Source organism: Duganella sp. 1411 (assembly GCF_017833525.1).
Classification (GTDB): Bacteria; Pseudomonadota; Gammaproteobacteria; order Burkholderiales; family Burkholderiaceae_D; genus Rugamonas.
In genome coordinates, this window is record NZ_JAFICD010000007.1 from 48,663 (window position 1) to 70,866 (window position 22,204).

A 22,204-nucleotide genomic window follows, 5' to 3' on the forward strand; every position below is an offset into this window, starting at 1 on the left:
GTGATATGGTCGCCGTTCCGCTCGGACCCGGCAGCACCCGATATCACATGAACACCTACTTTTCGCCGCAACTGTTTTCGCCGCCGGCCGACCCATCGCTGATCAACTACGGCAGCTACACCCCCTCGCTGGTCGCGCTCTCCGTCATGGTTGCCATCTTTTCATCATGGATGGCGCTGCAGGTGGTCGGCCTGGCGCAGGCCAGCACCAGCCGCTGGCGTGGCCTGCGCATCATCATGCTCGCCAGCGGCAGCCTGGCGCTGGGCTGCGGCGTATGGGCCATGCACTTCATCGGCATGCTGGCGTTTAACCTGTGCACGCAGGTCGATTACGATCCCGGCACCACCCTGCTGTCGATACTCCCCAGCCTGGGCGCGTCGGGCGTGGCGCTGATGATCATCAGCCGCCGGCAACTGCGCGCCGCTTCGCTGCTGAGCGGCGGCCTGCTGGTCGGCGCCGGCATCGGCGCCATGCACTACACCGGCATGGCGGCGATGCGCATGGATCTGGCCCTGCGCTACGACCCGGCGATGTTCGCGCTGTCGATCGTGGTGGCCGTGGTGCTGGCCACGCTGGCGCTGTGGATCCGCTTCGGCCTGCGCAACCTGCGCGGCCGCCTGCACCGCCACGTGCTGGGATTGATCAGCGCCAGCGTGATGGGCTGCGCCATCGCCGGCATGCACTACACCGGCATGGCGGCGGCGCGCTTCGTCGGCCGGCTGCCGCCCGGCGCCGTGCCGGAGCAGCGCGGCACCTTCCTGGCGCTGGCGATCAGCCTGATCACGGTGGCCATCACCATCTTCATCATGTCGGCCAACGGCCTGCTGCGCTACCGCGAACTGTTCCGGCAGAAAAGCGAAAGCGAAAGCTGGATGCGCGCGCTGCTCACCACCACCATCGACGGCGTCATCACCATCGACCGCGCCGGCACCATCCACGAATTCAACATCTCGGCCGAACGCATCTTCGGCTGGACGCGCGCCCAGATCGTCGGCCGCGACATCCGCCTGCTGATGGCCGACCCGGACCGCGCCCAGCGCGAAGGCCTGCTCAAAACCCTGGGCGAAGACAACTCCGCGCTGCCGGTCAAGGGCCGCGAGGTGCTGGGGCTGTGCAAGGACGGCGCCATCGTGCCGATCCGCCTGGCGATCGGCCACGCGGCGCTGGACGAGCGCGACCTGTTCGTGCTGTTCATCACCGACATCAGCGAACGGCGCGCCATCATGCAGGCGCTGCGCGACAGCGAGCTGCAATTGCGCTCCCTGATCGGCAACATGCCCGGCATCTCCTTCCGCAGCAGCATGGAGTTCGACGCGCCGCCGCTGTTCATCAGCGACGGCATCGAACGCCTGACCGGCCATCCGGCCAGCGATTTCGTCGGCGCCGGACGCACCCGCAAACTGAGTTCGCTGATCGTGCCCGAGGACCGCGCCGACGTGGCCGCGCGGATCGCGCACAGCATCGCCAACCTGGCCGCCTACAAAGTGGAATACCGGGTGCGCCACGCCGACGGCGGCATCCGCTGGGTGTGGGAGAACGGCGCCGTCACGCGCGACGAGGACCGGCCGGAGATCGTCTGGATCGACGGCGTGATCCTCGACATCACCGAACGCCATCAAATGGAGCAGGAGCTGCGCAAGGCCAAGGAGAGCGCCGAACAGGCGGCGGCGGCGCGCGCCAGCTTCGTCGCCAACATGAGCCACGAGATCCGCACGCCGCTCAACGCCATCCTCGGCTTCACCAAAATGCTGCTCGAGACCGATCTCGACGCCAGCCAGCGCCAGCAGTTGGGCACCGTGCACAAGGCCGGCCGCGCGCTGCTACGCCTGCTCAACGGGGTGCTCGACACGGCCAAGCTGGACAAGGGCGCGGTGGAGCTGGAGAAGGCCGACTACAACCTGGCGGACCTGATCGACGAGCTGGCGTCCACCTTCGGCGGCAACGCCCGCGCCAAGGGCCTGCGCATCGAGGTCGAATACGACGCGGCGCTGCCGGCGTGGCTGCACGGCGACCAATTGCGCATGCGCCAGGTCATCGGCAACCTGGTCGACAACGCCATCAAGTTCACCGCCGCCGGCACGGTGACGCTGCGCGCGCGCCGCGACGACACCTGCCTGTGCATCGACGTCGCCGACACCGGCATCGGCATCGCGCCGGAGCGGCTGCAGGCGATCTTCGACCAGTTCACCCAGGCCGACGCCTCGATGACGCGGCGCTTCGGCGGCACCGGCCTGGGCACCACCATCAGCCGCCAGCTGGTCACCTTGATGGGCGGCCGGATCTGGGCCGACAGCACGCCCGGCCAGGGCGCCACCTTCCACGTCAGGGTGCCGCTGGAGGCGGCCGCCCGCCAAGCCGATGGCGGCGCCGGCGCGCCCGCCCTCGCCGCCCCGCCACTGCCCGAGCCGTCGCCGCCCGGGACGGCGCCGGCCTACGACGCCGCCCTGGTACGCGCCAAGGCCGGCCTGCTGCTGCCGGCGCTCAAGCGCGGGGAACTGAACGACGCCGCGCTGGCGGCGCTGGCGGCCGGCATCCACGGCGCCGGCGCGCCGGCCGCGCTGACACGCCGCATGACCGCCATCGAGAACGCCTTGAACGACTTCGACTTACCGCTCGCGCACGCGACACTGGAAGCCATGCTTGACAGCCTGGCCGGGGAAAAACCATGATCACCACACACCAACCGAACATGCCGCTGATCCTGGCGGTGGACGACGAAGCGAACAACCTGCAGCTGCTGCGCCACATCCTGCAGGACCGCTACCGCCTGCTGTACGCCAAGGACGGCGCACGCGCGCTGGAACTGGCCAGCCAGGAGCGCCCGCAGCTGATCCTGCTCGACGTCATGATGCCGGGGATGACCGGCTACGACGTCTGCCGCGCGCTCAAGGCAGACGGCGCCACCGCCGACATCCCGGTCATTTTCATCACCGCGCTGACCGAGAGCCTGGACGAGGTGGTCGGCTTCGAGGCCGGCGCCGTCGACTACATCACCAAGCCGGTCAACCCGGCGATCGTGCGCGCGCGCGTGCGCACCCACCTGTCGCTGGTGCGCGTGGACGAACTCAAACGCACGCGCCTGGAGATCGTCCAGCGCCTCGGCCTGGCCGCCGAATACAAGGACAACGAGACCGGCCGCCACGTGATCCGCATGAGCCATTATTCGCGCATCCTCGGCCTGGCGCTGGGCATGGGCGAAGCCGAGGCGGACGACCTGCTGCACGCCGCGCCGATGCACGATGTCGGCAAGATCGGCATCCCCGACAGCATCCTGCGCAAACCGGGCGCGCTGGACGCGGACGAATGGAAGATCATGCAATCGCACGCCGCCATCGGCGGCGAGATCATCGGCCGGCACGCGCACGGCATGCTGGCGATGGCGCACGACGTGGCGGTGACGCACCACGAGAAATGGGACGGCAGCGGCTATCCGAACGGCCTGGCCGGCGAGCGCATCCCGCTGGTGGGGCGCATCGTGGCGATCGCCGACGTGTTCGACGCGCTGACGTCGGCGCGGCCCTACAAGGAGGCCTGGCCGCTGGAGCGGGCGGTCGAGCACATGCTGGCGCAGCGCGGCAAGCATTTCCAGCCGGAGCTGGTCGACCTGTTCCTGAAACAGATGCCCGCGCTGCTTGAGGTCAAGCGGCGCTGGGCAGAGCATTGAAGGGCGGCGCCGTCAGGCCACCAGGCGCAGCTCGCGTCCCGCCAGGCGCGCCATGACGCCGACCACGTGGTCGATCTGCGCCCGGGTGTGGCCGGCGTTCATCATGAAGCGCAGGCGCGCCTTGCCCACCGGCGCGGCCGGGAACTGCACGGCGTCGACGTGGATGCCTTCGCGCCGCAGTTCGATGGCGTAGCGCTGGCAGGTCTCGGCGTCGCCGATCAGCACCGGCAGGATCGGCGTCTGCGTCGACAGGATGGTGTAGCCGAGCGGCGCCATCTTCTCGATGAAGTAGCGCTGGTTTTCCCACAGGCGCTGGCGGCGCTGCGGCTCCTGCTCCAGCAGGTCGAGCGCGGCCAGCAGCGCCGCCGCCTGGTCCGGCGGCGGCGGACAGGTGAAGCCGTAGGCGGAGCTGGTCAGCCGGATCACCTCGGCGACGTCGCGCTCGACGGCGACGAAGCCGCCGATCGCGCCGAGCGCCTTGCTCAGGGTCCCCATCTGCATGATGTTGTCGCTGTAGCAGTTGAAATGCTCCGAGGTGCCGCCGCCGTTGGCGCCGAGGATGCCGGTGGCGTGGGCGTCGTCGATGTACAGCAGCGCGCCATAGCGCTCGGCCAGCGCCACCAGGTCCGGCAGCGGCGCGATCGTGCCCTCCATGCTGAACACGCCGTCGCTGACGATCAGCGGCGTGGTGCCCTCCTCGGCGCCGGCCTTGAGCAGCGCCTCCAGGTGGTTCATGTCGCAATGGCGGTAGTTGTAGCGCAGCGCGCCGGACATCTGGATGCCCTCGCGGATGCTGATGTGGTTGAACTCGTCCGAGTAGTAGGCGTACTTGTGGCGCTTCTTGGTGCGGAAGCCGTGCAGCCGCGCCAGCGTGGCCGCCTTGACGATCGACGACAGCACGCCGATGTTGGTCATGTAGCCGGTCACGAACAGCACCGCGTCGCTCTTGTGCTTGAGGGCCCCGAGGCGCGTCTCGAGCTCGCGGTAGACCTCCAGGTCGCCGCCGAGCAGGCGCGATTCGCAGTTGCCCACGCCGTAGCGGTCCAGGCCCTCCTTGGCCGCCGCCACCAGGCGCGGATGGTTGGCCAGCGCCAGATAGTTGTTGGTGCTGAAGGAGACCAGCGTTTCGCCGCCGGTGTCGAAGGTCGGATCGGGCAAGGTGCTGTGCACCTGCGAGGTGTGGTGGACCGGATGGTGCCGCAGCCAGTGGGCGATGTCGCTTAAATCGTGCATGATGGGAGAGTCGAGTGGTTGTGCGGCCATCATAGGACCGCCCGCCTCTCCGCAAGATTGCGGTCACATTACAGCTAGGATAGCTTGGGCCGGCCGGGGCGCTCGGCCTTCACGCCGGCGCCAGCGGCAGCAGGATGCGCGCGACCAGCCCGGGCGCGCCGTTCTCCAGCGCCAGCGCGCCGCCGTGCGAGGTCGCGGTGGCGCTGACGATGGCCAGTCCGAGGCCGTTGCCGGGCAGGTGGCGGCTCTTGTCGAGCCGGTAGAACCGCTGCGTCACCTTGTCGCGCTCCTCGTCCGGGATGCCCGGGCCGTTGTCGTGGATAGCGATCGACGCCTGGCCCTGGTGCAGGCCGGCGCGCATGCGGATGGTGGCGCCGGGACCGGCGTACTTGATGGCGTTGTCGAGCAGGCTGGCGACGGCGCTGGCCAGCAGGTTGCGGTCGCCGTCGACGAACAGCGAGGCCGGCGCGTCGACCGTCAGCGCGATGCCGCCATCCTCGGCGATGGCCTCGTACATCTCGCCGATGTCGGCCACCACGCGCCCCAGGTCGAGCCGCTCGAACAGGCGCGCGCGCATGCCCGATTCGGCCTCGGCGATCTGCAGCAGGCGCTCGAACAGGCGTATCAGATCGTCGATGTCGTCGATGGCGTCGTGGGCGGCGCCGGACAGGCGCGCCACCGTCACCTCGTGGCGCAGCGCGTCGTCGAGCCGCCCGCGGATGCGGCTCAGCGGCGTGCGCAGGTCGTGGGCGATGGCGTTGGAGACGTGGCGGATGCCCTCCATCAGCAGCTCGATGCGGTCGAGCATGCGGTTGATGTCGCGGTTGAGCAGCGCGAACTCGTCGCCGCCGGAGACCGGGATGCGGTGACTCAGATTGCCCGCCTCGATCTGCGCGGCGGTGCGGCGGATCTGGCCGAGGCGCCCCTCGATACCGTGCCGGAACAGCAGCGCGCCGGCCACCGTCAGCAGCAGCGAGACGCCGGCGCCGGCCAGCAGCGCGCGCCAGATCACCTCGCGCACCGCGTGCTGCTCGCTCAGGTCGCGCCCGACGATCAGCAGGCCGCCGTCGGCCATCGGCCGCAGGTACAGGCGCGCCGGCCGCTCGTGGCCGGCGCGCCGGACGGCGGTGGTGATCATTTCCGAGCCCCCGCCCTCCCGCGCGCCGCGCGCCGCGCCGGCCGGCACGACGTCCAGATTGCCGGCCAGCGGCACGCCGTCGGCGGCGATCAGCTGGAAGATCTCGCGGTCGGTGTCGATGCCGTCGGTCAGCTGGCGCCGCACCTCCTCCACCAGCGCACCGTGGCCCGGCATGCCGGCGTGCCCGAGCAGGCGCTCGGACTGCATGACGATCTTGCCGTCGAGGTTATCATCGAGCACGCCGATGGTGCCGGTGTAGAAGACCGCCGACACCACCACGATCGAGACGGTGCCCAGCAGGCCGTAGCCCAGCACCAGCTTGGCGGCGATCGAGGCCCGCCCGAGCGTGCCGAAGCCCAGCCTGGCCGCGAGCGGGCGCGGGCGCCCACGCTCACGCTCACGCTCAATCAAGCGCCTGCTCCGTCGCGTCGGCGGCGGCGGCGCCCATGCGGTAGCCGACGCCGCGCAGCGTGTGGATCAGCATGACGGGGAAATCCTTGTCCACCTTGGCGCGCAGGCGGCTGATCTGGACGTCGATGACGTTGGTCTGCGGGTCGAAATGGTAGTCCCACACCGATTCGAGCAGCATGGTGCGGGTCACCACCTGGTTCTCGTTGCGCATCAGGTACTCGAGCAGCCGGTACTCGCGCGGCTGCAAGGTGATGACCTTGGCGCCGCGCGTGACGCGCATGGTGCGCAGGTCCAGGGTCAGGTCGGCCACCTGCAGCTGGGTGCTGTCGGCGCCGGGCGCGCTGCGCCGCAGCAGCGCCTCGACCCGCGCCAGCAGCTCGGAAAAGGCGAACGGCTTGGACAGGTAGTCGTCGGCGCCGCCGCGCAGGCCCGTCACGCGGGCGTCGATGGTGGTCAGCGCGCTGACGATAATGACGGGGGTCTGCTTGCCCAGCGCGCGCAGCTTGTCGACGATGGACAGGCCGTCGATGCGGCCCGGCAGCATGCGGTCGAGGATGATCAGGTCCCACTGCTCGCCGGTGGCGTAATCGAGTCCGTCCGGACCGGTCGCGCAGGCGGTGACGAGGTAGCCCGCTTCGCGCAGGCCCTTGCAGATGTAGTTCGAGGTTTCGGCTTCATCTTCGATAACCAGGCAGCGCACGCGGTTCTCCATCATTTGGGACGATGGGCGTATTCTACCGCGCTTGCGGGGGGCCGAAGGTGAACTCCCACCCGGCCGACGTCGTTGCGTCGCACAGGGGGTGGCGCCATCTTGGTAGCGCCATCAATGAGGACCATCGGCGGGGTGCGGAGTTCGGTGACCATGATAGCGGCGCGGCGCCGCCGGGGATTTGCGCCAGATCAAACAGTGCGGTCGCGCAGGGGCGCGCGCTTGCCGCCGTGGCGCGCCGCCAACTCGCGGTACAGCGCGTGGTAGCTCTCGGCCATGCGCTCGGCGGTGAACAGTTCCCAGTAGCGCGCCTCGGCGCGGCGGCCCATCTCGGCGGCGCGCTCCGGTTGCTCCCACAGCAGGCGCATGGCGCCGCTGAACGCCTGCGGATCGTTGGGCGGCACCACCAGGCCGGTCTCGTTGTCGATGTTGATGTAGGTGGTGCCGGTGCCGATCTCGCTCGAGATCATCGGCTTGCCGAACATGGCCCCCTCCAGCAGCGAGATGCCGAACGCCTCCGAGCGCAGGTGCGACGGAAACACCATCGCGTAGCACAGCTTGAGCAGCGCGATCTTGTCCTCCTCCTCCACCGCGCCGACGAACGTCACGTGGGTCAGCCCGAGGCGGGCGGCGTGCTCCTTGAGTTCGCGCTCGATCGGCCCGGCGCCGACGATCACCACCGGATAGTCGATGTCGGCCATGGCGTCGAGCAGGATGTGCAAGCCCTTGTAGTAGCGCAGCACGCCGATGAACAGGAAGAAGCGCTCGCCGCAGCGCGCGCGCCATTTGTCCATCACCGCCGCCGACGGCTGCGGATAGATGCTCTTATCGAGGCCGTAGGTGATGGTGCGGGTCTTGTGTTCGAAGCGCTTGAGCACCGGCGACGAGGCCAGGTAGTTCGGCGAGGTGGCGATGATGGTGTCGACGCTGCGCAGGAAGCGGCGCTTGAGCGGGCTGTAGACGCGCAGCAGGTTCTTCTGGCGCACGATGTCGGAATGGTAGGTCACCACGCTCGGCTTGTCGATGCGGGCCATGAAGTGGGCGATGTCCATGAACGGCCACGGGAAGTGGTAGTGGATCACGTCGGCCTTGCGCGCCAGCCGGGCCAGCGCGCGGATCGCCGCGAACGAGAACCCGGTCGAGGCGATCTCGAAGTCCATGCGCACGCGGTGCACGGTGTGGCCTTCCAGCTCGATGCGCGCCGGGCCGGCGTCGCGGGTCAGGGTCAGCACTTCGTTGGTCACACCGAGGCGGCCGGTCCCTACGCACATCTGGCGGATGACTTGCTCGATTCCGCCCCAGCTGTCGGGGTAGTAGGTCTTGTAGAAATGAAGGACGCGCATGGCTGGTGGTCGGGCCGCTCGACGCGGCCGTTTAGTGTGAAATTAGTGTGACATCAGTGTGACAGGACGTCATGATACACGGCCGCGGTGCGGCGGGCCGCCTCGTCCCAGGTCAGTTCCAGCGCGCGGCGGCGGCCGGCGGCCACCAGGCGCTGGCGCAGCGCGTCGTCGCGCGCGATGGCGGTCATCGCCGCGCTCATCTCCGGCACCGACAGCGGATCGAACTCCAGCGCCGCGCCCAGCGCCACCTCCGGCAGCGAGGTGGCGTTGGAGGTGGCCACCGGCACGCCGCTGGCGAAGGCCTCGACCAGCGGCAAGCCGAACCCCTCGTACAACGACGGGAACACGAAGGCGCCGGCGCCGGCGTACAGGTGGCGCAGCTGCCCGTGGTCGGTCAACTGGTCGAGCCAGACGACGTTTTCGCCGCGCTGCCGCGCGTCCTTGACGCGCGCGACCAGCTCCTCGCTGCGCCAGCCCGGCGCGCCGACGATCACCAGCTGGCGCGCCGACCGCAGCACCGGCGGCAACGCCAGGTAGGCCTCCAGCAGGCGCGCGATGTTCTTGCGCGGCTGCAACGTGCCGACGAACAGGAAGTAGCCGGCCCGCAGTCCGTATTGCGCCAGCGTGGCGTCGCGCTCCGCCGGGGGCGGGGCGTCGAACCATGCGGCGCCGACGCCGTGGTGCACCACGCTGATGCGGCGCTCGTCGACGCCGAAGCATTCGACCAACTCGCGGATCGAATAGCGCGAACCGGTGATCACGTGCTGCGCCTTGCGCGCGGCCTTGGCCTGCAGCCAGTTCTTCAGGCGCCGCATCTTCGGGCTGCACCACTCGGGATGGGAAATCGGCAGCGCGTCGTGCAGGGTCGCCACGACCGGGCAATCCATGCGCACGATGCGGTAGTCGGTGGCGTGGAACAGGTCCAGCGGCGGCGCGCCCTTGCCCAGCGCGCGGCTGGCGTTCAGGTGCACGCTGGCCGGCAGCATCAAGTCGCCCAGGGTCGCCAGCGGGAACGACAGCGGCAGCGCGCGGCCCACCGTCAGGCGGGCGGCGTCGCCGGGCGGGGCAAAGCTGAACGGCAGCACCTCGCAGCCGGCGCCCGGCAGGTGCTCGAGCAAGGCGCGGCTGTAGACGCCGATGCCGTCCAGGCGGCCGCCGGTCAGCACCGGTTCGACGGTGGTGGTGGACAGGCCGACGCGCGGCCGGGGCATGGCGCTCACCGCGGGGCCGCCGCTCAAGCCTGGTACATCCAGCGCAGCGTGTCGGCCAGCGGCACGGTGGCGACCGGACCGGTGACGGCGGCCAGGCGGCGGTTGTCGCCGACCAGGCGCACCACCTCGTTGGCGCGCACGAAGGCGGGGTTGACGTGGACGTTGATCTTGTAGCCGGCGATGTCGGCCATCATGTCGAGCGCCTCGCCGAGCGAATACGCGTGGCCCGAGCAGATGTTAAAGGCCTGGCCGGCGGCGGCCGGCGCGGCCAGCAGGCGGCGGTAGCTGCGCGCCACCATGCGCACGTCGGAGAAGTCGCGCCACACGTGCAGGTTGCCCAGTTCGATGTCGGCGGCGCGGCGGCGGAAGTGCGCGACGATCTTCGGCAGCAGGAAGTTCTCGTGCTGGCCGACGCCGGTGTAGTTGAACGGACGCGCGACGATCAGCGGCAGCTTGTCCTGCCACAGGCGCGCCATGTATTCCATCGCCAGCTTGCTGACGGCGTAATCGTTGGCCGGCGCCGCCGGCACGTCCTCGCCGATCACGCCGACGTCGGTGTTGCCGTAGATGTTGGCGCTCGAGGCCAGCAGCACGGCCGACGGCTTCGTCTCCAGGCCGGCCAGCGCCTCGAGCAGATTGCGGGTGCCGGCCACGTTGACGCGGTAGATTTGTTCGACGTCGCCGTGGCCGACGAAGGCGATGGCGGCCAGGTGCAGCACCACGTCCGGGCGCACCGCTTGCACCACGTCGGCCAGGCCGGCGCGGTCGTTCAGATCGACCGCGAAGCGCCCTTCGGCGGGCGCGCCGTCCGGCGAAACGGTGCCGAAGACCTGGTAGCCGGCGGCGCTGAGCTCCTGCTCGACATACCGGCCGGTGAAGCCGGACAGGCCGGTGACCAACGCCCGCTTGCCGCTTCCTTCGCCCTCCAACGCCGCCGTCACCGCGTTCACCTTAGAAGGAGAAGCCGGCTTTGTTGCGGCGCAGGTCGGCGTCGACCATCATCTGGCACAGCTCTTCGAGCGTGGTCTTCGGCTTCCAGCCCAATTTTTCGGTGGCCTTGGCCGGGTCGCCGATCAGCAGCTCGACTTCGGCCGGGCGGTAGAATTTAGGGTTGACGCGCACCAGCACCTTGCCGGTCTTCTTGCAGGTGCCGATCTCGTTGTCGGCCGCGCCGCTCCATTCGATGGCGACGTCGATCGCCTTGAAGGCCATGCTGACGAAGTCGCGCACGGTCTCGGTGCGGTTGGTGGCCAGCACATAGGTGTCCGGCTCGTCGGCCTGCAGGATGCGCCACATGCCTTCGACATATTCCTTGGCGTAGCCCCAGTCGCGCTTGGCGTCCATATTACCCAGCTCCAGCACCTCGAGCAGGCCCAGATGGATCTTGGCCACCGAGTCGGTGATCTTGCGGGTGACGAATTCACGGCCGCGCAGCGGCGACTCGTGGTTGAACAGGATGCCCGACGAGCCGAAGATGCCGTACGATTCGCGGTAGTTGACCGTCATCCAGTGCGCGTACAACTTGGCCACGCCGTACGGGCTGCGCGGATAGAACGGGGTGTCTTCCTTTTGCGGCACGGCCTGCACCTTGCCGAACATTTCCGAGGTCGACGCCTGGTAGAAGCGGATCTTCGGATTGACGATGCGGATCGCCTCGAGCAGGTGGACCGGGCCGACGCCGGTGATCTCGGCGGTGGTCAGCGGCTGGTCGAAGGAGACGCCGACGAAGCTTTGCGCGGCCAGGTTGTACACCTCGTCCGGCTGCACGGTCTGCATCAGGCGGATGCTCGACGCCAGGTCGGTCAGGTCGTACTCGACCAGGTTCAGGTTCGGATGCGACTGGATGCCCAGTTCCTCGATGCGCCAGAAATTAACCGAGCTGGTGCGGCGATATGTGCCGGTAACCTCATAACCCTTTTCCAAGAGCAGTTCCGCCAGATAGGCGCCGTCTTGCCCGGTGATGCCCGTAATCAGGGCTTTTTTTGTTTTCGTCATGGTGTGTGGCTACAAATTGTGAGATAAAAATTGTCCGGTATTGTAACAGGGTCGTCTTGGCGCACGGGCCGGCGCGGCCCATCCATTACAAAAATTACATCCTGTTACAGCACGTCAAACCCCATCCCCTCGCCTCGGCCCCCGCTCCTCCGCTTAGGGGACCCGCCGGGTCCGACCCCGCGTGGCCGTGCGGGTTCGCGCGAGTAAAAAAAAACCGGCGCGGTCCCGAGGGAGCCACGCCGGTCGCGGTGCCGCAAACGCGCCTAGGCCTTGCGCTGGGCCACCGCGTCGACCACGCACAGCGCGGTCATGTTGACGATGCGGCGCACGGTGGCCGACGGCGTCAGGATATGCACCGCCTGGGCGCAGCCGAGCAGGATCGGACCGACCGCGATGCCGTTGCCGGCCGCCGTCTTGACCAGGTTGTAGGCGATGTTGGCCGAGTCCATGTTCGGCGCCACCAGCAGGTTGGCGTCGCCGGTCAGGGTCGACTCGGGCATGATCGCGTGGCGCAGCTTGGAGTCGAGCGCGGTGTCGCCGTGCATCTCGCCGTCCACTTCCAGGGTCGGATCGAGCTTCTTGACCAGCGCCAGCGCGGCGCGCATCTTCTGCGCCGACTCGCTGTTGGACGAGCCGAAGTTCGAATGCGACAGCAGCGCGGCGCGCGGCGACAGGCCGAAGCGGCGCATTTCCTCGGCCGCCATGACGGTGATGGCCGCCAGCTCGTTGGCCGTCGGGTTCTCGTTGACGTGGGTGTCGACCATGACGATCTGACGCTCCGGCATGATCAACACGTTCATCGCCGCGTAGACGCAGGCGCCCTCGCGCCGGCCCAGCACCTGGTCGATGTAGTGCAGGTGCAGCTGGGTGGTGCCGAAGGTGCCGCAGATCATGCCGTCGGCGTCGCCCTTCTTGATCATCATGGCGCCGATCAGCGTGTGGCGGCGGCGCATTTCCAGCTTGGCGTATTCCTGCGTCACGCCCTTGCGGCTGGTCATGTCGTAGTAGGTCTGCCAGTAGTCGCGGTAACGGTCGTCGTGGTCCGGGTTGATGACGTCGAAATCGACGCCCTGCTTCAGGCGCAGGCCGAACTTGGCGATGCGCGTGTCCAGCACGGCCGGACGGCCGACCAGGATCGGGCGCGCCAGCTTCTCGTCGACGATGACCTGCACCGCGCGCAGCACGCGCTCCTCCTCGCCCTCGGCGTAGACGATGCGTTTGAGTTCGATGGCGGTCTTCTTGGCCACCTGGAACAGCGGCTTCATGAAGGTGCCGCTGCGGTAGACGAATTGCTGCAGGCTGTCGGCGTACGCTTGCAGGTCCTTGATCGGACGGGTGGCGACGCCCGATTCCTCGGCCGCCTTGGCCACGGCCGGGGCGATCTTGATCAAGAGGCGCGGATCGAACGGCATCGGGATCAGGTACTCGGGGCCGAACGACAGGTTGGTGAAGCCGTAGGTGGTGGCGACGATGTCGGACTGCTCGGCGTGCGCCAGCTCGGCGATCGCGTGCACCACGGCGATCTCCATCTCGCGCGTGATGGTGGTGGCGCCGCAATCGAGGGCGCCGCGGAAGATGTACGGGAAGCACAGCACGTTGTTGACCTGGTTCGGATAGTCCGAGCGGCCGGTGCAGATGATGGCGTCGCCGCGCACGGCCTTGACGTCGTCGGGCAGGATCTCCGGATTCGGATTGGCCAGCGCCAGGATCAGCGGGTTCGACGCCATCGACTTGACCATGTCCTGTTTCAGCACGCCGCCGGCCGACAGGCCGAGGAAGATGTCGGCGTCGGGGATCACTTCGGCCAGGGTGCGGGCCGAGGTGTCGCGCGCGAAGCGTTCCTTGTCCGGGTCCATCAGCTCGGTGCGGCCCTTGTAGACCACGCCGGCCAGGTCGGTGACGTAGATGTTTTCCAGCGGGAAGCCGAGGTCGACGATCAGGTCCAGGCAGGCCAGCGCGGCGGCGCCGGCGCCGGACACGACCAGCTTGCAGTGCTTGATGTCCTTGCCGACGTACTGGATGCCGTTCATGATGGCCGCGCCGACGATGATGGCGGTGCCGTGCTGGTCGTCGTGGAAGACCGGAATCTTCATGCGCTCGCGCAGCTGGCGCTCGATGTAGAAGCACTCGGGCGCCTTGATGTCTTCCAGGTTGACGCCGCCGAAGGTCGGCTCGAGCGAGGCGATGATGTCGACCAGCTTGTCCGGGTCCGATTCGTTGATCTCGATGTCGAAGACGTCGATGCCGGCGAATTTCTTGAACAGCACGCCCTTGCCTTCCATCACCGGCTTGGCGGCCAGCGGACCGATGTTGCCCAGGCCCAGCACGGCGGTGCCGTTGGTGATGACGGCCACCAGGTTGCCGCGCGCCGTGTATTTATAGGCGGCGGCCGGGTCGATGACGATTTCTTCGCACGGGGCGGCCACGCCCGGGGAGTAGGCAAGCGCCAGATCGCGCTGGTTGGTCAGTTGCTTGGTCGGCGTAACGCTGATTTTGCCTGGTGTCGGGAACTCGTGGTACTCGAGCGCGGCGACGCGCAATTGTTGACGAATTTCCTCTTTTTTCTCAGATGACGAATCCATGCTGTGCTGCCTTCCTGTTTGTGCGGTCGGAAAGCCTACGATTTTATCAGACCAATTCTTTCATTTAAGTAGGTATTTTCACCAACGATGATAACGGTTATGGGCATTTTTTATGATGCCCGACAGCAAATGACCGAATTTTTGCCGTTTTTAGCGGCTTTAGGCTATCAATAGCTTCAAAATAATCGGTTTTCCGGCTCAATCCATTTTGACTATGGGTTTTACCATCGTGATTGCAATTAGCAATATTGCGACACGGGCATGAAATTACCCTCGGCCAATCTCTTGCTCGTCGTCAATAATCCGTCCCCGCTTCGGTGTCAGCATGGCAGTCACGAGACGCTGGAGGTTATCCATGAAGGACCTGTTGCCGCACTACGAAACGGAGCTGGCGCTGTTGCGGCGCCTGTGCCGGGGCTTTGCGGAACAGTATCCCGGCATCGCCGGCAACCTGCTGATGAGCGGCGACACCTGCAAGGACCCGCACGTCGAACGGCTGATCCAGGCCTCGGCCCTGCTCGCCGCGCGCATCTCCAAGCGGCTCGACGACGACTATCCGCTGTTCACCGAATCGCTGCTGGAAATGCTCTATCCGCATTATCTGCGCAGCTTTCCGTCCTGCTCGATCATGCATCTCGATTTTCGCTCGGCCGCCTCGGACCAGCCGGACATCACCACCTTGCTGCCGCGCGGCACGGAGTTGAAATCGGCCCCGGTGCGCGGCGTCAAATGCCGGTTCCGCACGACAGCCGACATCGAGGTGGCGCCGGTAACGCTGGCCGCCGCCAGGTACCACCCCATCGTCAACGCGCCCGCGTCGATCCGCCTGGACGGCGAAGTCACCTCCAGCATGGAGCTGAGCTTCGAAGGCGCCGGCCGGGCGGCGCTGCCGGAGATCGCCCTCGGCCGGCTGCGGCTGTTCATCGACGCCGAGCCATCGTTGGGCGCGGCCTTGCGCGACACCTTGTTCACCCGCCTGCAATCGGCCTATGTGTCGTTCGACGGCGCGCCCTGGCTGCCATTGCGGCGGCAACTGGTCGGGGCCGCGGGCTTTGCGCAGCGCGACGCGCTGCTCCCCTTCAGCGCCAGGTCGCACCCGGCCTACCGGCTGTTGACGGAGTACTTCGCCTTCCCGGAAAAATTCAACTTCTTCGATCTGGCCTGGGACGAGATCGCGGCGCTGATGCCGGCAACATGCCGGCGCCTGACCTTGCATCTGGCGCTGAAAGATATCCCGCATGGCGGCCACCTGGCGCAGATATTGGCCAAATTATCGGACCAGCATCTGCTGTTGAATTGCGCGCCGGTGGTCAACCTGTTCCACCGCCCCGGCGCCCCGGTGGACGTGCGGCACACCACCACCGATTACGCCCTGCTGGCCGATACCGCCAAGCCCGAAGCGTACGAGATCCACGGCATCGAGTCGGCGCGGCTGATCACCGACGTTTCCCGACCGGAAGGCATTGAGCAGATCAGGCCGTTCTACAGCATGCATCACGGCGAACACCCGCAGCCGCCGGGCCACTACTGGGTGCTGCGGCGCGACCCGCTGACGGCCGAGCTCAGCCCCGGACACGAAATGCGCATCAGCCTGGTCAACACCGAACTGGTCCCGCTGGCGGCAAGCGGCAAGACGCAGACGCTGTCGGTCGAGCTGCTTTGCAGCAATCGCGATCTGCCCACGATGTTGCGCATCGGCCAGGCCGAGGGCGATCTGATGTTGGACGGGCAATTCACCCGCACGCCGATCCGGCTGCTGCGCAAGCCTTCGCGGCCCTACCGGTTCGACGCCGCCAACGGCGGCCATTGGCGTTTGATATCGCACCTGACGCTCAACCACCGGTCCTTGAGCGACGTCGGACTCGATGAATTCCGGGAAATGCTCACGCTCTACAACCTGCCGCGCAGCGCCAGCGTCCAGCGCCAGATACAGGGGGTGACGGCGCTGCGCTACCGCACCACCATGGCCTGGATACCCGGCGAGCCCAGCGGCGCACTGATGCCCGGGCTGGAGATCGGCGTGACCGTCGACGAGGACGCCTTCGTCGGCGGCGGCGTGCATGTGTTCGCGCAGACGCTGGACCACTTCTTCGGCCTGTATTGCCAAATCAATGTATTCAGCCAGCTGGTGGTGGTGTCCAACAAGACGGGGGAGGAACTGTTGCGATGTCAACCACGAAGCGGCACCAACCTGCTGGACTAATACAGCAACTGCTGGACCACCCCCACCGGTTCGAGTTTTTCCAGGCGGTGCTGTTGCTGGAACGCCTGCTGGCCGAGCGCGGCCTGGACGCCGGGACCGCGCTGACCGATTTCCTGCGGTTTCGCAACAGCACCAGCGAGCGTTTTCCCGCCAGCGAGATCGAGGCCTTGCACCTGCGCGGCGACACCGGCTCGCGCAAGCGCGCCACCGAGCAGGAATTGATCGCCGCGCTGGACCAGGGCCGCCTTGGCTGCATCGCCATCACGCCGACCTTCATCGGATTTCTTGGCAATCATGGCGTGCTGCCCAACCACTATGGCGAGCGCATCAATTCTCATCAACTGGTCGAAAAGCATGACGGCGCGGCCGAGTTTCTGGACATCTTCTCCCACCGCATGGTGGCCTTGTTTTATCAGGCCTGGCGCAAGCACCGGCCGGAGCTGCCGGGCGCGCCGGACCGGCTGAAGTCGTTGCTGCTGTCGCTGGGCGGCGGCCAGACGCAGCCGGTGCCCGACCGCGTCGCCGCCCACTACGCGGCGGCGTTCGCGCACCGCCCGGTGTCGGCGGCAATGGTGGAAAACGTGCTCAACGACTATTTCAGGGTGCCGATCCGGGTCGTGCCCCACGCCGGCCGCTGGCACGCGCTGGAACCACACCTGCAAAGCGCGCTGGGCACCCGGAACTGCCTGCTGAGCGCGGGCGCGGTCCTCGGCGCCAGCATGTGGCGGCGCGACCTGGTGGTCGTGATACGGATCGGCCCGCTGGACAAGCGGCGCTACGACGATTTCCTGAAAGACAGCGCCGGCGCCGCCGCGCTGAAAAACATGCTGGCGATGTTCGAGACGCCGACCTTGCGCTACGAGGTGCAGCTGGTGTTGCGCGCGGCCGACGTCCAGGGCATCACCTTGTCGGGGTCGGACGGCGCCCGGCTCGGGATCGACGCCTTCCTGGCCACCGGCCCGGCCGAACGGGACCGCTTTGACACCCGCTACCTGATCTGAAAGAGGCATCTGATCCGACGCAAGGCGGGCTGGGACCAGGTCGCTAAAGTTGGGAATCGCCCCATCCTTTGATATCCAAGGAACAGACATCATGAATCTGCTTCAGGGGGTTACCGCCCTCATCCCGGCACTCGCCGGCGATCCCCAAGGCCAGAGGCTGCTGCGTCTGGATTTTCCCAACGGCGACGGCCCGGCGGCCGTCATGCTGGCCAACGCGCTGGTCGCGGACGAGGCGCTATCGTCGGACTTCACTGTCGAGGTCGAAGTCCTGTCGGACGACGCGCTGATCCCGCTCAAGGACGTGATGGGAAAAATGGTGACGCTTTCCCTGGTGCGCGACGACGGCACGCTGCGCTATTTCAACGGCTACGTTTTCGCCTTCGGCTTCGACAAGACCGATGGCGGCTTCGCGTTCTACCACATGGTGCTCAGACCCTGGCTGGCGTTTTTGCGGCTCCGGGGGGACTGCAGGGTGTTTCAGAACGTCACGCTGACCGAGCTGTGCGACCTGATATTCCAGAACTATCTGCAGCGCGATTATAAATACCATCTGGTGGATGAAACGCCGTCGATGACGCTGGCCGTCCAGTACAACGAAACCGACCACAACCACCTGCACCGGCGCCTGGAGGCGGCCGGCGCGCACTATTGGTACGAGCACCGCGCCGACGGCCACACGCTGTGCATCGGCGACGACAGCACGCTGGCGCAGCCGATCGCCGGCGGCGGCGAGATCGCCTATCAAAGCCAGGGCGGCTCGCAGGAGGACGACGGCATCAGACATTGGCGGCCGATCCGGCAGATCTCGTCCGGCAAGATCTCGCTCAACAGCTACAACTTCAAGAACGCCCGCAGCGACCGCACCGAGCGGCCGTCCGGCAATCAACAGGGCGCGGTCGAGGCGTACGAGGTCTACCAGGACACCGGCGCCTACGGCTTCAAGGACGACGACGCCGGCGAACAACTGGCGGCGCAGCGCATGGAGGTGGTCGATTCCGGCGGCCTGGACTTCGCCGCCGAAAGCAACGAGCGCAACGTCCAGGCCGGGCGGTCTTTCACGATGAGCGGCCACTTCAGCGGCGGCGCCGTCGACGGCCAGCCCGCCGGCGACAAGGCCGGGCGCGAATATCTGATCGTGTCGGCGCATCACGAGGCCAGCAACAACTACCACGACGGCCAGGACAGCGTCTCCCAGTACGGCAATTTCTTCACGTGCCTGAGGAAGAGCATACGGTGGCGGCCCCAACTGGGTGCGCAGAGCCGCGACACCCGCATCTACGGCGTGCAGACGGCGACCGTGGTCGGCCCCAAGGGCGAGGAGATCCACACCGATCAATACGGACGGGTGCGGGTGCAGTTCCACTGGGACCGGCAAGGCAAAGCGGACGACAAAAGCTCGCCCTGGGTCCGCGTGATGACGAGCGCGGCCGGATCGGGTTTCGGCCACATCAGCGTGCCGCGCATCGGCCAGGAAGTGGTGGTGCAATTCCTGGACGGGAACTGCGACCGGCCGTTGATCATCGGCAGCGTCTACAACGCCGCCAACATGCCGCCGTGGGAACTGCCGGCCAACAAAACGCAGAGCGGCATCGTCACGCGCTCCAGCATCGGCGGCAAGGCGGCCAACGCCAACGCGCTGCGCTTCGAGGACAGGAAAGGGGCCGAGGAGCTGTGGCTGCACGCGGAAAAGGATCAACGCATCGAGGTCGAGCACGACGAATCGCACTCGGTCGGCAACGACCGCCGCAAGACCGTCGACCGCGACGAGACCGTGGAGATCAAGCACGACCGCACCGAGACGGTGGGCAACGATGAAAAAATCACCGTGCACAATTGCCGCACCGAGCGCGTCGATCAGGACGAGCACATCGACATCGGCGGCAACCGCACCGAAAAAGTCGGACAGGACGAGACCGTCGTTATCGGCATGACCAAGACCGAGCGCGTCGGGCTGAACAAGGAGGAGACGATCACGGTCGCCAAGGCGCTGACGATCGGTGGCGCGTACGCGGTCACCGTCGGCGCCGGCATGGTCACCTCGGTGGGCGGCGCCCAGTTCGACAACGTGGGCCTGAACCTGAGCACGAACGTGGGCAAAAGCTTTTCGATCAATGCCGGCGATTCGTTTGAAATCACGGTGGGCAGCGCCAGTTTCAAAATGACGGCCAGCGGCGCGGTCACGATCACCGGGACCAGCATCGCCATCAGCGCCTCCGGCCCGGTCAATATCAACGGTAAAGACGTGGATATCAACTAGGGCCGCGATGGAGGCCGTCAACCCTACCCCTTTTCCCGCGCAGGCGTTCGAGGCGATCGATCAGTACGAGCAGCAATTTCACGTGTTCGTCCTGCGGCAAACATTCGATTTCTCCAGCGGGAAACTGGAGTATGCAGACAAGCAGCAACCACTGTGCGACGAGGATGAATACTTCGGGAAGGACCAAGCGGGAAGTCCGCGGCAAGAGTCGGAGTATTGCCCGTACAAGCCCATGTGCGATGTGATCGTCAACGCCACCGCGTATTCGCCATCCGGCAAGGCCGTGCCGAAATTCCCGGTTGGATTGATCGTGACCCGGGATGGAAAACAGCTCATCGAAAAGACACTGCTGATATCCGGTGAGCGGCTCTTTCGCAAGCGCTTTGCGCTGGCGCGGCTGATTCAGTGGTGCGTCAAATGGGGAACGCTATCGCTGGTTCGCCCGAATCCATGGAAGCTGACTTCTCCGGCCTTGTTCACTTCCCTGCCCTTGCGCGCCGAGTATTCGTATGGCGGTGAATGCCGGGTGGAGCAAGATGAGCGGGCGGCCAGGCGCGTGCCGGAGAAGTATCGGCTGAGCAAGGAACAGTTGGCGGCGCATCCGGACGCGCGGGGCGCTGATAAAAAGCCACCCGTCGCGCACGTCGTGTTCGACGCGAATGCCGCAGGTATCGGGTTTGCGACGGATTGGTATTTGAAGGCGACTCGCCGCGCGCGCGTTCCGGCACCCCGCATCGAAGATCCAAGCGCGAAGTTCACGGAAAAACAATTCTGGCGGACGCAAAAATCCGGGAACAGAAATGCGACCAAGCTCGATGCGGCCGGCTTCGGGATTCGCAGCAAGCTTCATCCGGGTCGGCGAAGTCTGATCGGCGAGCTTGACAGTGCGTACATGAATTCAAGCGCGCCTTTGCCGCTGGGATTTGATTTTGGCTTCTGGAACGCCGCGCCGCCGGATCAGCAAACCATTTTTTTGACCGGCGGCGACGTGGTCGACCTGATCAACCTTTGTCCACCGCATACATTGCACATGGTTAGAAATGCCCGTGGTCATCAGTTCCTCTCGCTGGTGCTGCCCCCTGTCACAAGGGCCGAAACGGAAATTTTCAATAGGAGAAAATTATGATACTGGAAGTCAATCGTGGCAATATTAAGGTTTCTCTATATGGAAAAACCGTGCACGTCCCAGGCGAAATGTTCTTCCCACCGAACGATAAGATGGGATTCGCAATAGACATAAAAAATCTCAAACATTGGGACTTCCCTCATCAAGACTTGGAACTCACTCAAGGCGAAATTGATGAAATCCTCCATGATATACAAGACGAATTCAAAAAAGGAGGCCACTCTTTAGAGATTGAGTAAGGGTGAAATTTTATGGCTTATTTTAAGAAGAATAACAAGACTATCGTTAGGAAGATCCCTACCTAAAGTGTCGAGGCTATGCATGCAATTATCAACATCCACGTGGATATCGCGTGAAAAGGTCCTGCAGGCATATTAATCCGCGAAAACTAAAAATAACCGTGACGTTCATGTGATTGAAATTTAAATTGCAAATCATGTTTCTTATGAAGCTAGTTCTATACGAATACGTCTACCCCCTAGATTGCAAGATCACGGCACCTGAGGTGCTTGAATATTCCTATGGCGAATTTCTCTTGAGAAAAAGAAATAGTTCGGGAATTCGGTACTTGAATGCGCTGGAAGACGATGTCTATCACGAAGTGAGCGAAATAATCAAAGAATTTTTTCCCGACGTCAAGTTTGAATCGAGCGACCTTTTGCAAATTGTTTTTGGACCAGTTGCATGTGATCCCGATACTGATGGTAAGCCGTTCGAAATGAATTTATGGCCTTACTGTGAAAACTGCAATGCCGCTGAACCTGTGTCATGGCAGATGGCCGACCCACCAGTGTTCGTGGATATCGAAGTCCCTTTAGTAAAACATGATTTATGGAACAGCTTGAGTCCAGAAGGGAAAAGAAATCGAGTGCTGAATTTCTTAAAATTGCAAGGCTTTCTATTTAATTGAGGTGCCGAAAGCAATTTCAATCCGCATCGAAAAGGTCGCATCACAGATAGCGTGTAGGAAAGTGGGGAAATTCAACTTTTAACTGCGGACAAAACCGGCATCGAAACTTGGAGGAAGGCCAGGCAATGAACACCCAATTAAATAACGAATGCCACTGCACAACGATTCGTAAGAGCGAAACATTTTCAGATTGGACAGAATTCGACAATTTCTCTTCGTCTTTATTAAATAATCTGGAATTTGTAGCCACTACCGTCACAACACCCTACGCGAACGTCGGGCTGCCTGAAAAATGGTACCGGTGCACGCGTTGCGGCACTGTTTGGCGGTTAGTAGAACCCGACCCTCCATTTAAAGGTCTGTGGAAGAGAGTTTCATGACACGGTCCTGTCTTGGTTGTTTTTGCGAAGCTTTTCGATAA

The 22,204-nt window shown here is 65.2% G+C and carries 16 protein-coding genes; 8 read left to right on the forward strand and 8 right to left on the reverse strand.

Features of this window, described 5'->3' with window-relative positions; genetic code table 11:
* Positions 1-47: 47 nt before the first annotated feature.
* Positions 48-2,669, forward strand: a complete 2,622-nt coding sequence (locus tag JOD97_RS27060; RefSeq protein ID WP_209725465.1) for an MHYT domain-containing protein — start codon at positions 48-50, stop codon at positions 2,667-2,669.
* On the forward strand, positions 2,666-3,664 hold the full coding sequence (locus JOD97_RS27065; RefSeq protein WP_209725467.1) for an HD-GYP domain-containing protein: 999 nt from the start codon (positions 2,666-2,668) through the stop codon (positions 3,662-3,664). Before JOD97_RS27060 ends, JOD97_RS27065 begins: the two co-directional genes overlap by 4 nt.
* Positions 3,665-3,676: 12 nt before the next feature.
* Here the strand turns inward: JOD97_RS27065 and JOD97_RS27070 are convergent, their stop codons facing one another.
* From JOD97_RS27070 to JOD97_RS27105, 8 genes are all read right to left on the reverse strand, one after another.
* Positions 3,677-4,930, reverse strand: a complete 1,254-nt coding sequence (locus JOD97_RS27070) for a pyridoxal phosphate-dependent aminotransferase family protein (RefSeq protein ID WP_229264763.1) — start codon at positions 4,928-4,930, stop codon at positions 3,677-3,679.
* 76 nt (positions 4,931-5,006) lie between these two features.
* Entirely contained in the window at positions 5,007-6,446 is a 1,440-nt protein-coding gene (locus JOD97_RS27075; protein WP_229264764.1) for a HAMP domain-containing sensor histidine kinase, read from the reverse strand.
* Positions 6,439-7,146: a response regulator transcription factor gene (locus JOD97_RS27080; protein WP_209725469.1), complete on the reverse strand. Its 708-nt coding sequence runs from the start codon at positions 7,144-7,146 to the stop codon at positions 6,439-6,441. Before JOD97_RS27080 ends, JOD97_RS27075 begins: the two co-directional genes overlap by 8 nt.
* A 200-nt stretch (positions 7,147-7,346) precedes the next feature.
* Positions 7,347-8,498 carry a glycosyltransferase family 4 protein gene (locus JOD97_RS27085; RefSeq protein ID WP_209725471.1) on the reverse strand — a complete coding sequence of 384 codons (1,152 nt, stop codon included), beginning with the start codon at positions 8,496-8,498 and terminating at the stop codon, positions 7,347-7,349.
* A gap of 53 nt (positions 8,499-8,551) precedes the next feature.
* The gene (locus tag JOD97_RS27090) at positions 8,552-9,709 is read right to left on the reverse strand and encodes a glycosyltransferase family 1 protein (protein WP_209725473.1); all 1,158 of its coding nucleotides are present in this window, start codon (positions 9,707-9,709) and stop codon (positions 8,552-8,554) included.
* 23 nt (positions 9,710-9,732) lie between these two features.
* Complete coding sequence (locus JOD97_RS27095; protein WP_373999951.1) at positions 9,733-10,650, reverse strand: GDP-mannose 4,6-dehydratase; 918 nt, start codon at positions 10,648-10,650, stop codon at positions 9,733-9,735.
* A gap of 10 nt (positions 10,651-10,660) precedes the next feature.
* Entirely contained in the window at positions 10,661-11,704 is a 1,044-nt protein-coding gene (gene gmd, locus JOD97_RS27100; protein WP_209725475.1) for a GDP-mannose 4,6-dehydratase, read from the reverse strand.
* Positions 11,705-11,967: 263 nt separating this feature from the next.
* Positions 11,968-14,286, reverse strand: coding sequence for an NADP-dependent malic enzyme (locus tag JOD97_RS27105; RefSeq protein ID WP_209725476.1), 2,319 nt, complete (start codon positions 14,284-14,286; stop codon positions 11,968-11,970).
* A gap of 355 nt (positions 14,287-14,641) precedes the next feature.
* Here JOD97_RS27105 and tssF point away from each other — a divergent pair, with 355 nt between their 5' ends.
* The 6 genes from tssF to JOD97_RS27135 all read left to right on the forward strand — a co-directional run bounded on the left by tssF (position 14,642) and on the right by JOD97_RS27135 (position 21,783).
* On the forward strand, positions 14,642-16,489 hold the full coding sequence (tssF, locus tag JOD97_RS27110) for a type VI secretion system baseplate subunit TssF (protein ID WP_209725478.1): 1,848 nt from the start codon (positions 14,642-14,644) through the stop codon (positions 16,487-16,489).
* A complete protein-coding gene (gene tssG, locus JOD97_RS27115) occupies positions 16,453-17,490 on the forward strand; it encodes a type VI secretion system baseplate subunit TssG (protein WP_209725480.1) in 1,038 nt (345 codons plus the stop codon). The genes tssF and tssG overlap by 37 nt, the downstream gene beginning before the upstream one ends.
* A gap of 91 nt (positions 17,491-17,581) precedes the next feature.
* The gene (locus tag JOD97_RS27120) at positions 17,582-19,747 is read left to right on the forward strand and encodes a type VI secretion system Vgr family protein (protein ID WP_229264765.1); all 2,166 of its coding nucleotides are present in this window, start codon (positions 17,582-17,584) and stop codon (positions 19,745-19,747) included.
* Between the two features lie 7 nt (positions 19,748-19,754).
* Positions 19,755-20,873 carry a DUF2169 domain-containing protein gene (locus JOD97_RS27125; protein ID WP_209725482.1) on the forward strand — a complete coding sequence of 373 codons (1,119 nt, stop codon included), beginning with the start codon at positions 19,755-19,757 and terminating at the stop codon, positions 20,871-20,873.
* Entirely contained in the window at positions 20,870-21,112 is a 243-nt protein-coding gene (locus tag JOD97_RS27130) for an Imm74 family immunity protein (RefSeq protein WP_209725484.1), read from the forward strand. Before JOD97_RS27125 ends, JOD97_RS27130 begins: the two co-directional genes overlap by 4 nt.
* A 329-nt stretch (positions 21,113-21,441) precedes the next feature.
* Positions 21,442-21,783, forward strand: a complete 342-nt coding sequence (locus JOD97_RS27135) for a hypothetical protein (protein ID WP_209725485.1) — start codon at positions 21,442-21,444, stop codon at positions 21,781-21,783.
* The last annotated feature ends 421 nt before the right edge of the window (positions 21,784-22,204 follow it).

Coding starts and splice junctions, on each gene's coding strand:
- JOD97_RS27060 (WP_209725465.1), top strand. CDS start 48: ATGAACACCTACTTTTCGCCGCAACTGTTTTCGCCGCCGGCCGACCCA.
- JOD97_RS27065 (WP_209725467.1), top strand. CDS start 2,666: ATGATCACCACACACCAACCGAACATGCCGCTGATCCTGGCGGTGGAC.
- JOD97_RS27070 (WP_229264763.1), bottom strand. CDS start 4,930: ATGATGGCCGCACAACCACTCGACTCTCCCATCATGCACGATTTAAGC.
- JOD97_RS27085 (WP_209725471.1), bottom strand. CDS start 8,498: ATGCGCGTCCTTCATTTCTACAAGACCTACTACCCCGACAGCTGGGGC.
- JOD97_RS27090 (WP_209725473.1), bottom strand. CDS start 9,709: ATGCCCCGGCCGCGCGTCGGCCTGTCCACCACCACCGTCGAACCGGTG.
- gmd (WP_209725475.1), bottom strand. CDS start 11,704: ATGACGAAAACAAAAAAAGCCCTGATTACGGGCATCACCGGGCAAGAC.
- JOD97_RS27105 (WP_209725476.1), bottom strand. CDS start 14,286: ATGGATTCGTCATCTGAGAAAAAAGAGGAAATTCGTCAACAATTGCGC.
- tssF (WP_209725478.1), top strand. CDS start 14,642: ATGAAGGACCTGTTGCCGCACTACGAAACGGAGCTGGCGCTGTTGCGG.
- tssG (WP_209725480.1), top strand. CDS start 16,453: ATGTCAACCACGAAGCGGCACCAACCTGCTGGACTAATACAGCAACTG.
- JOD97_RS27120 (WP_229264765.1), top strand. CDS start 17,582: ATGAATCTGCTTCAGGGGGTTACCGCCCTCATCCCGGCACTCGCCGGC.
- JOD97_RS27125 (WP_209725482.1), top strand. CDS start 19,755: ATGGAGGCCGTCAACCCTACCCCTTTTCCCGCGCAGGCGTTCGAGGCG.
- JOD97_RS27130 (WP_209725484.1), top strand. CDS start 20,870: ATGATACTGGAAGTCAATCGTGGCAATATTAAGGTTTCTCTATATGGA.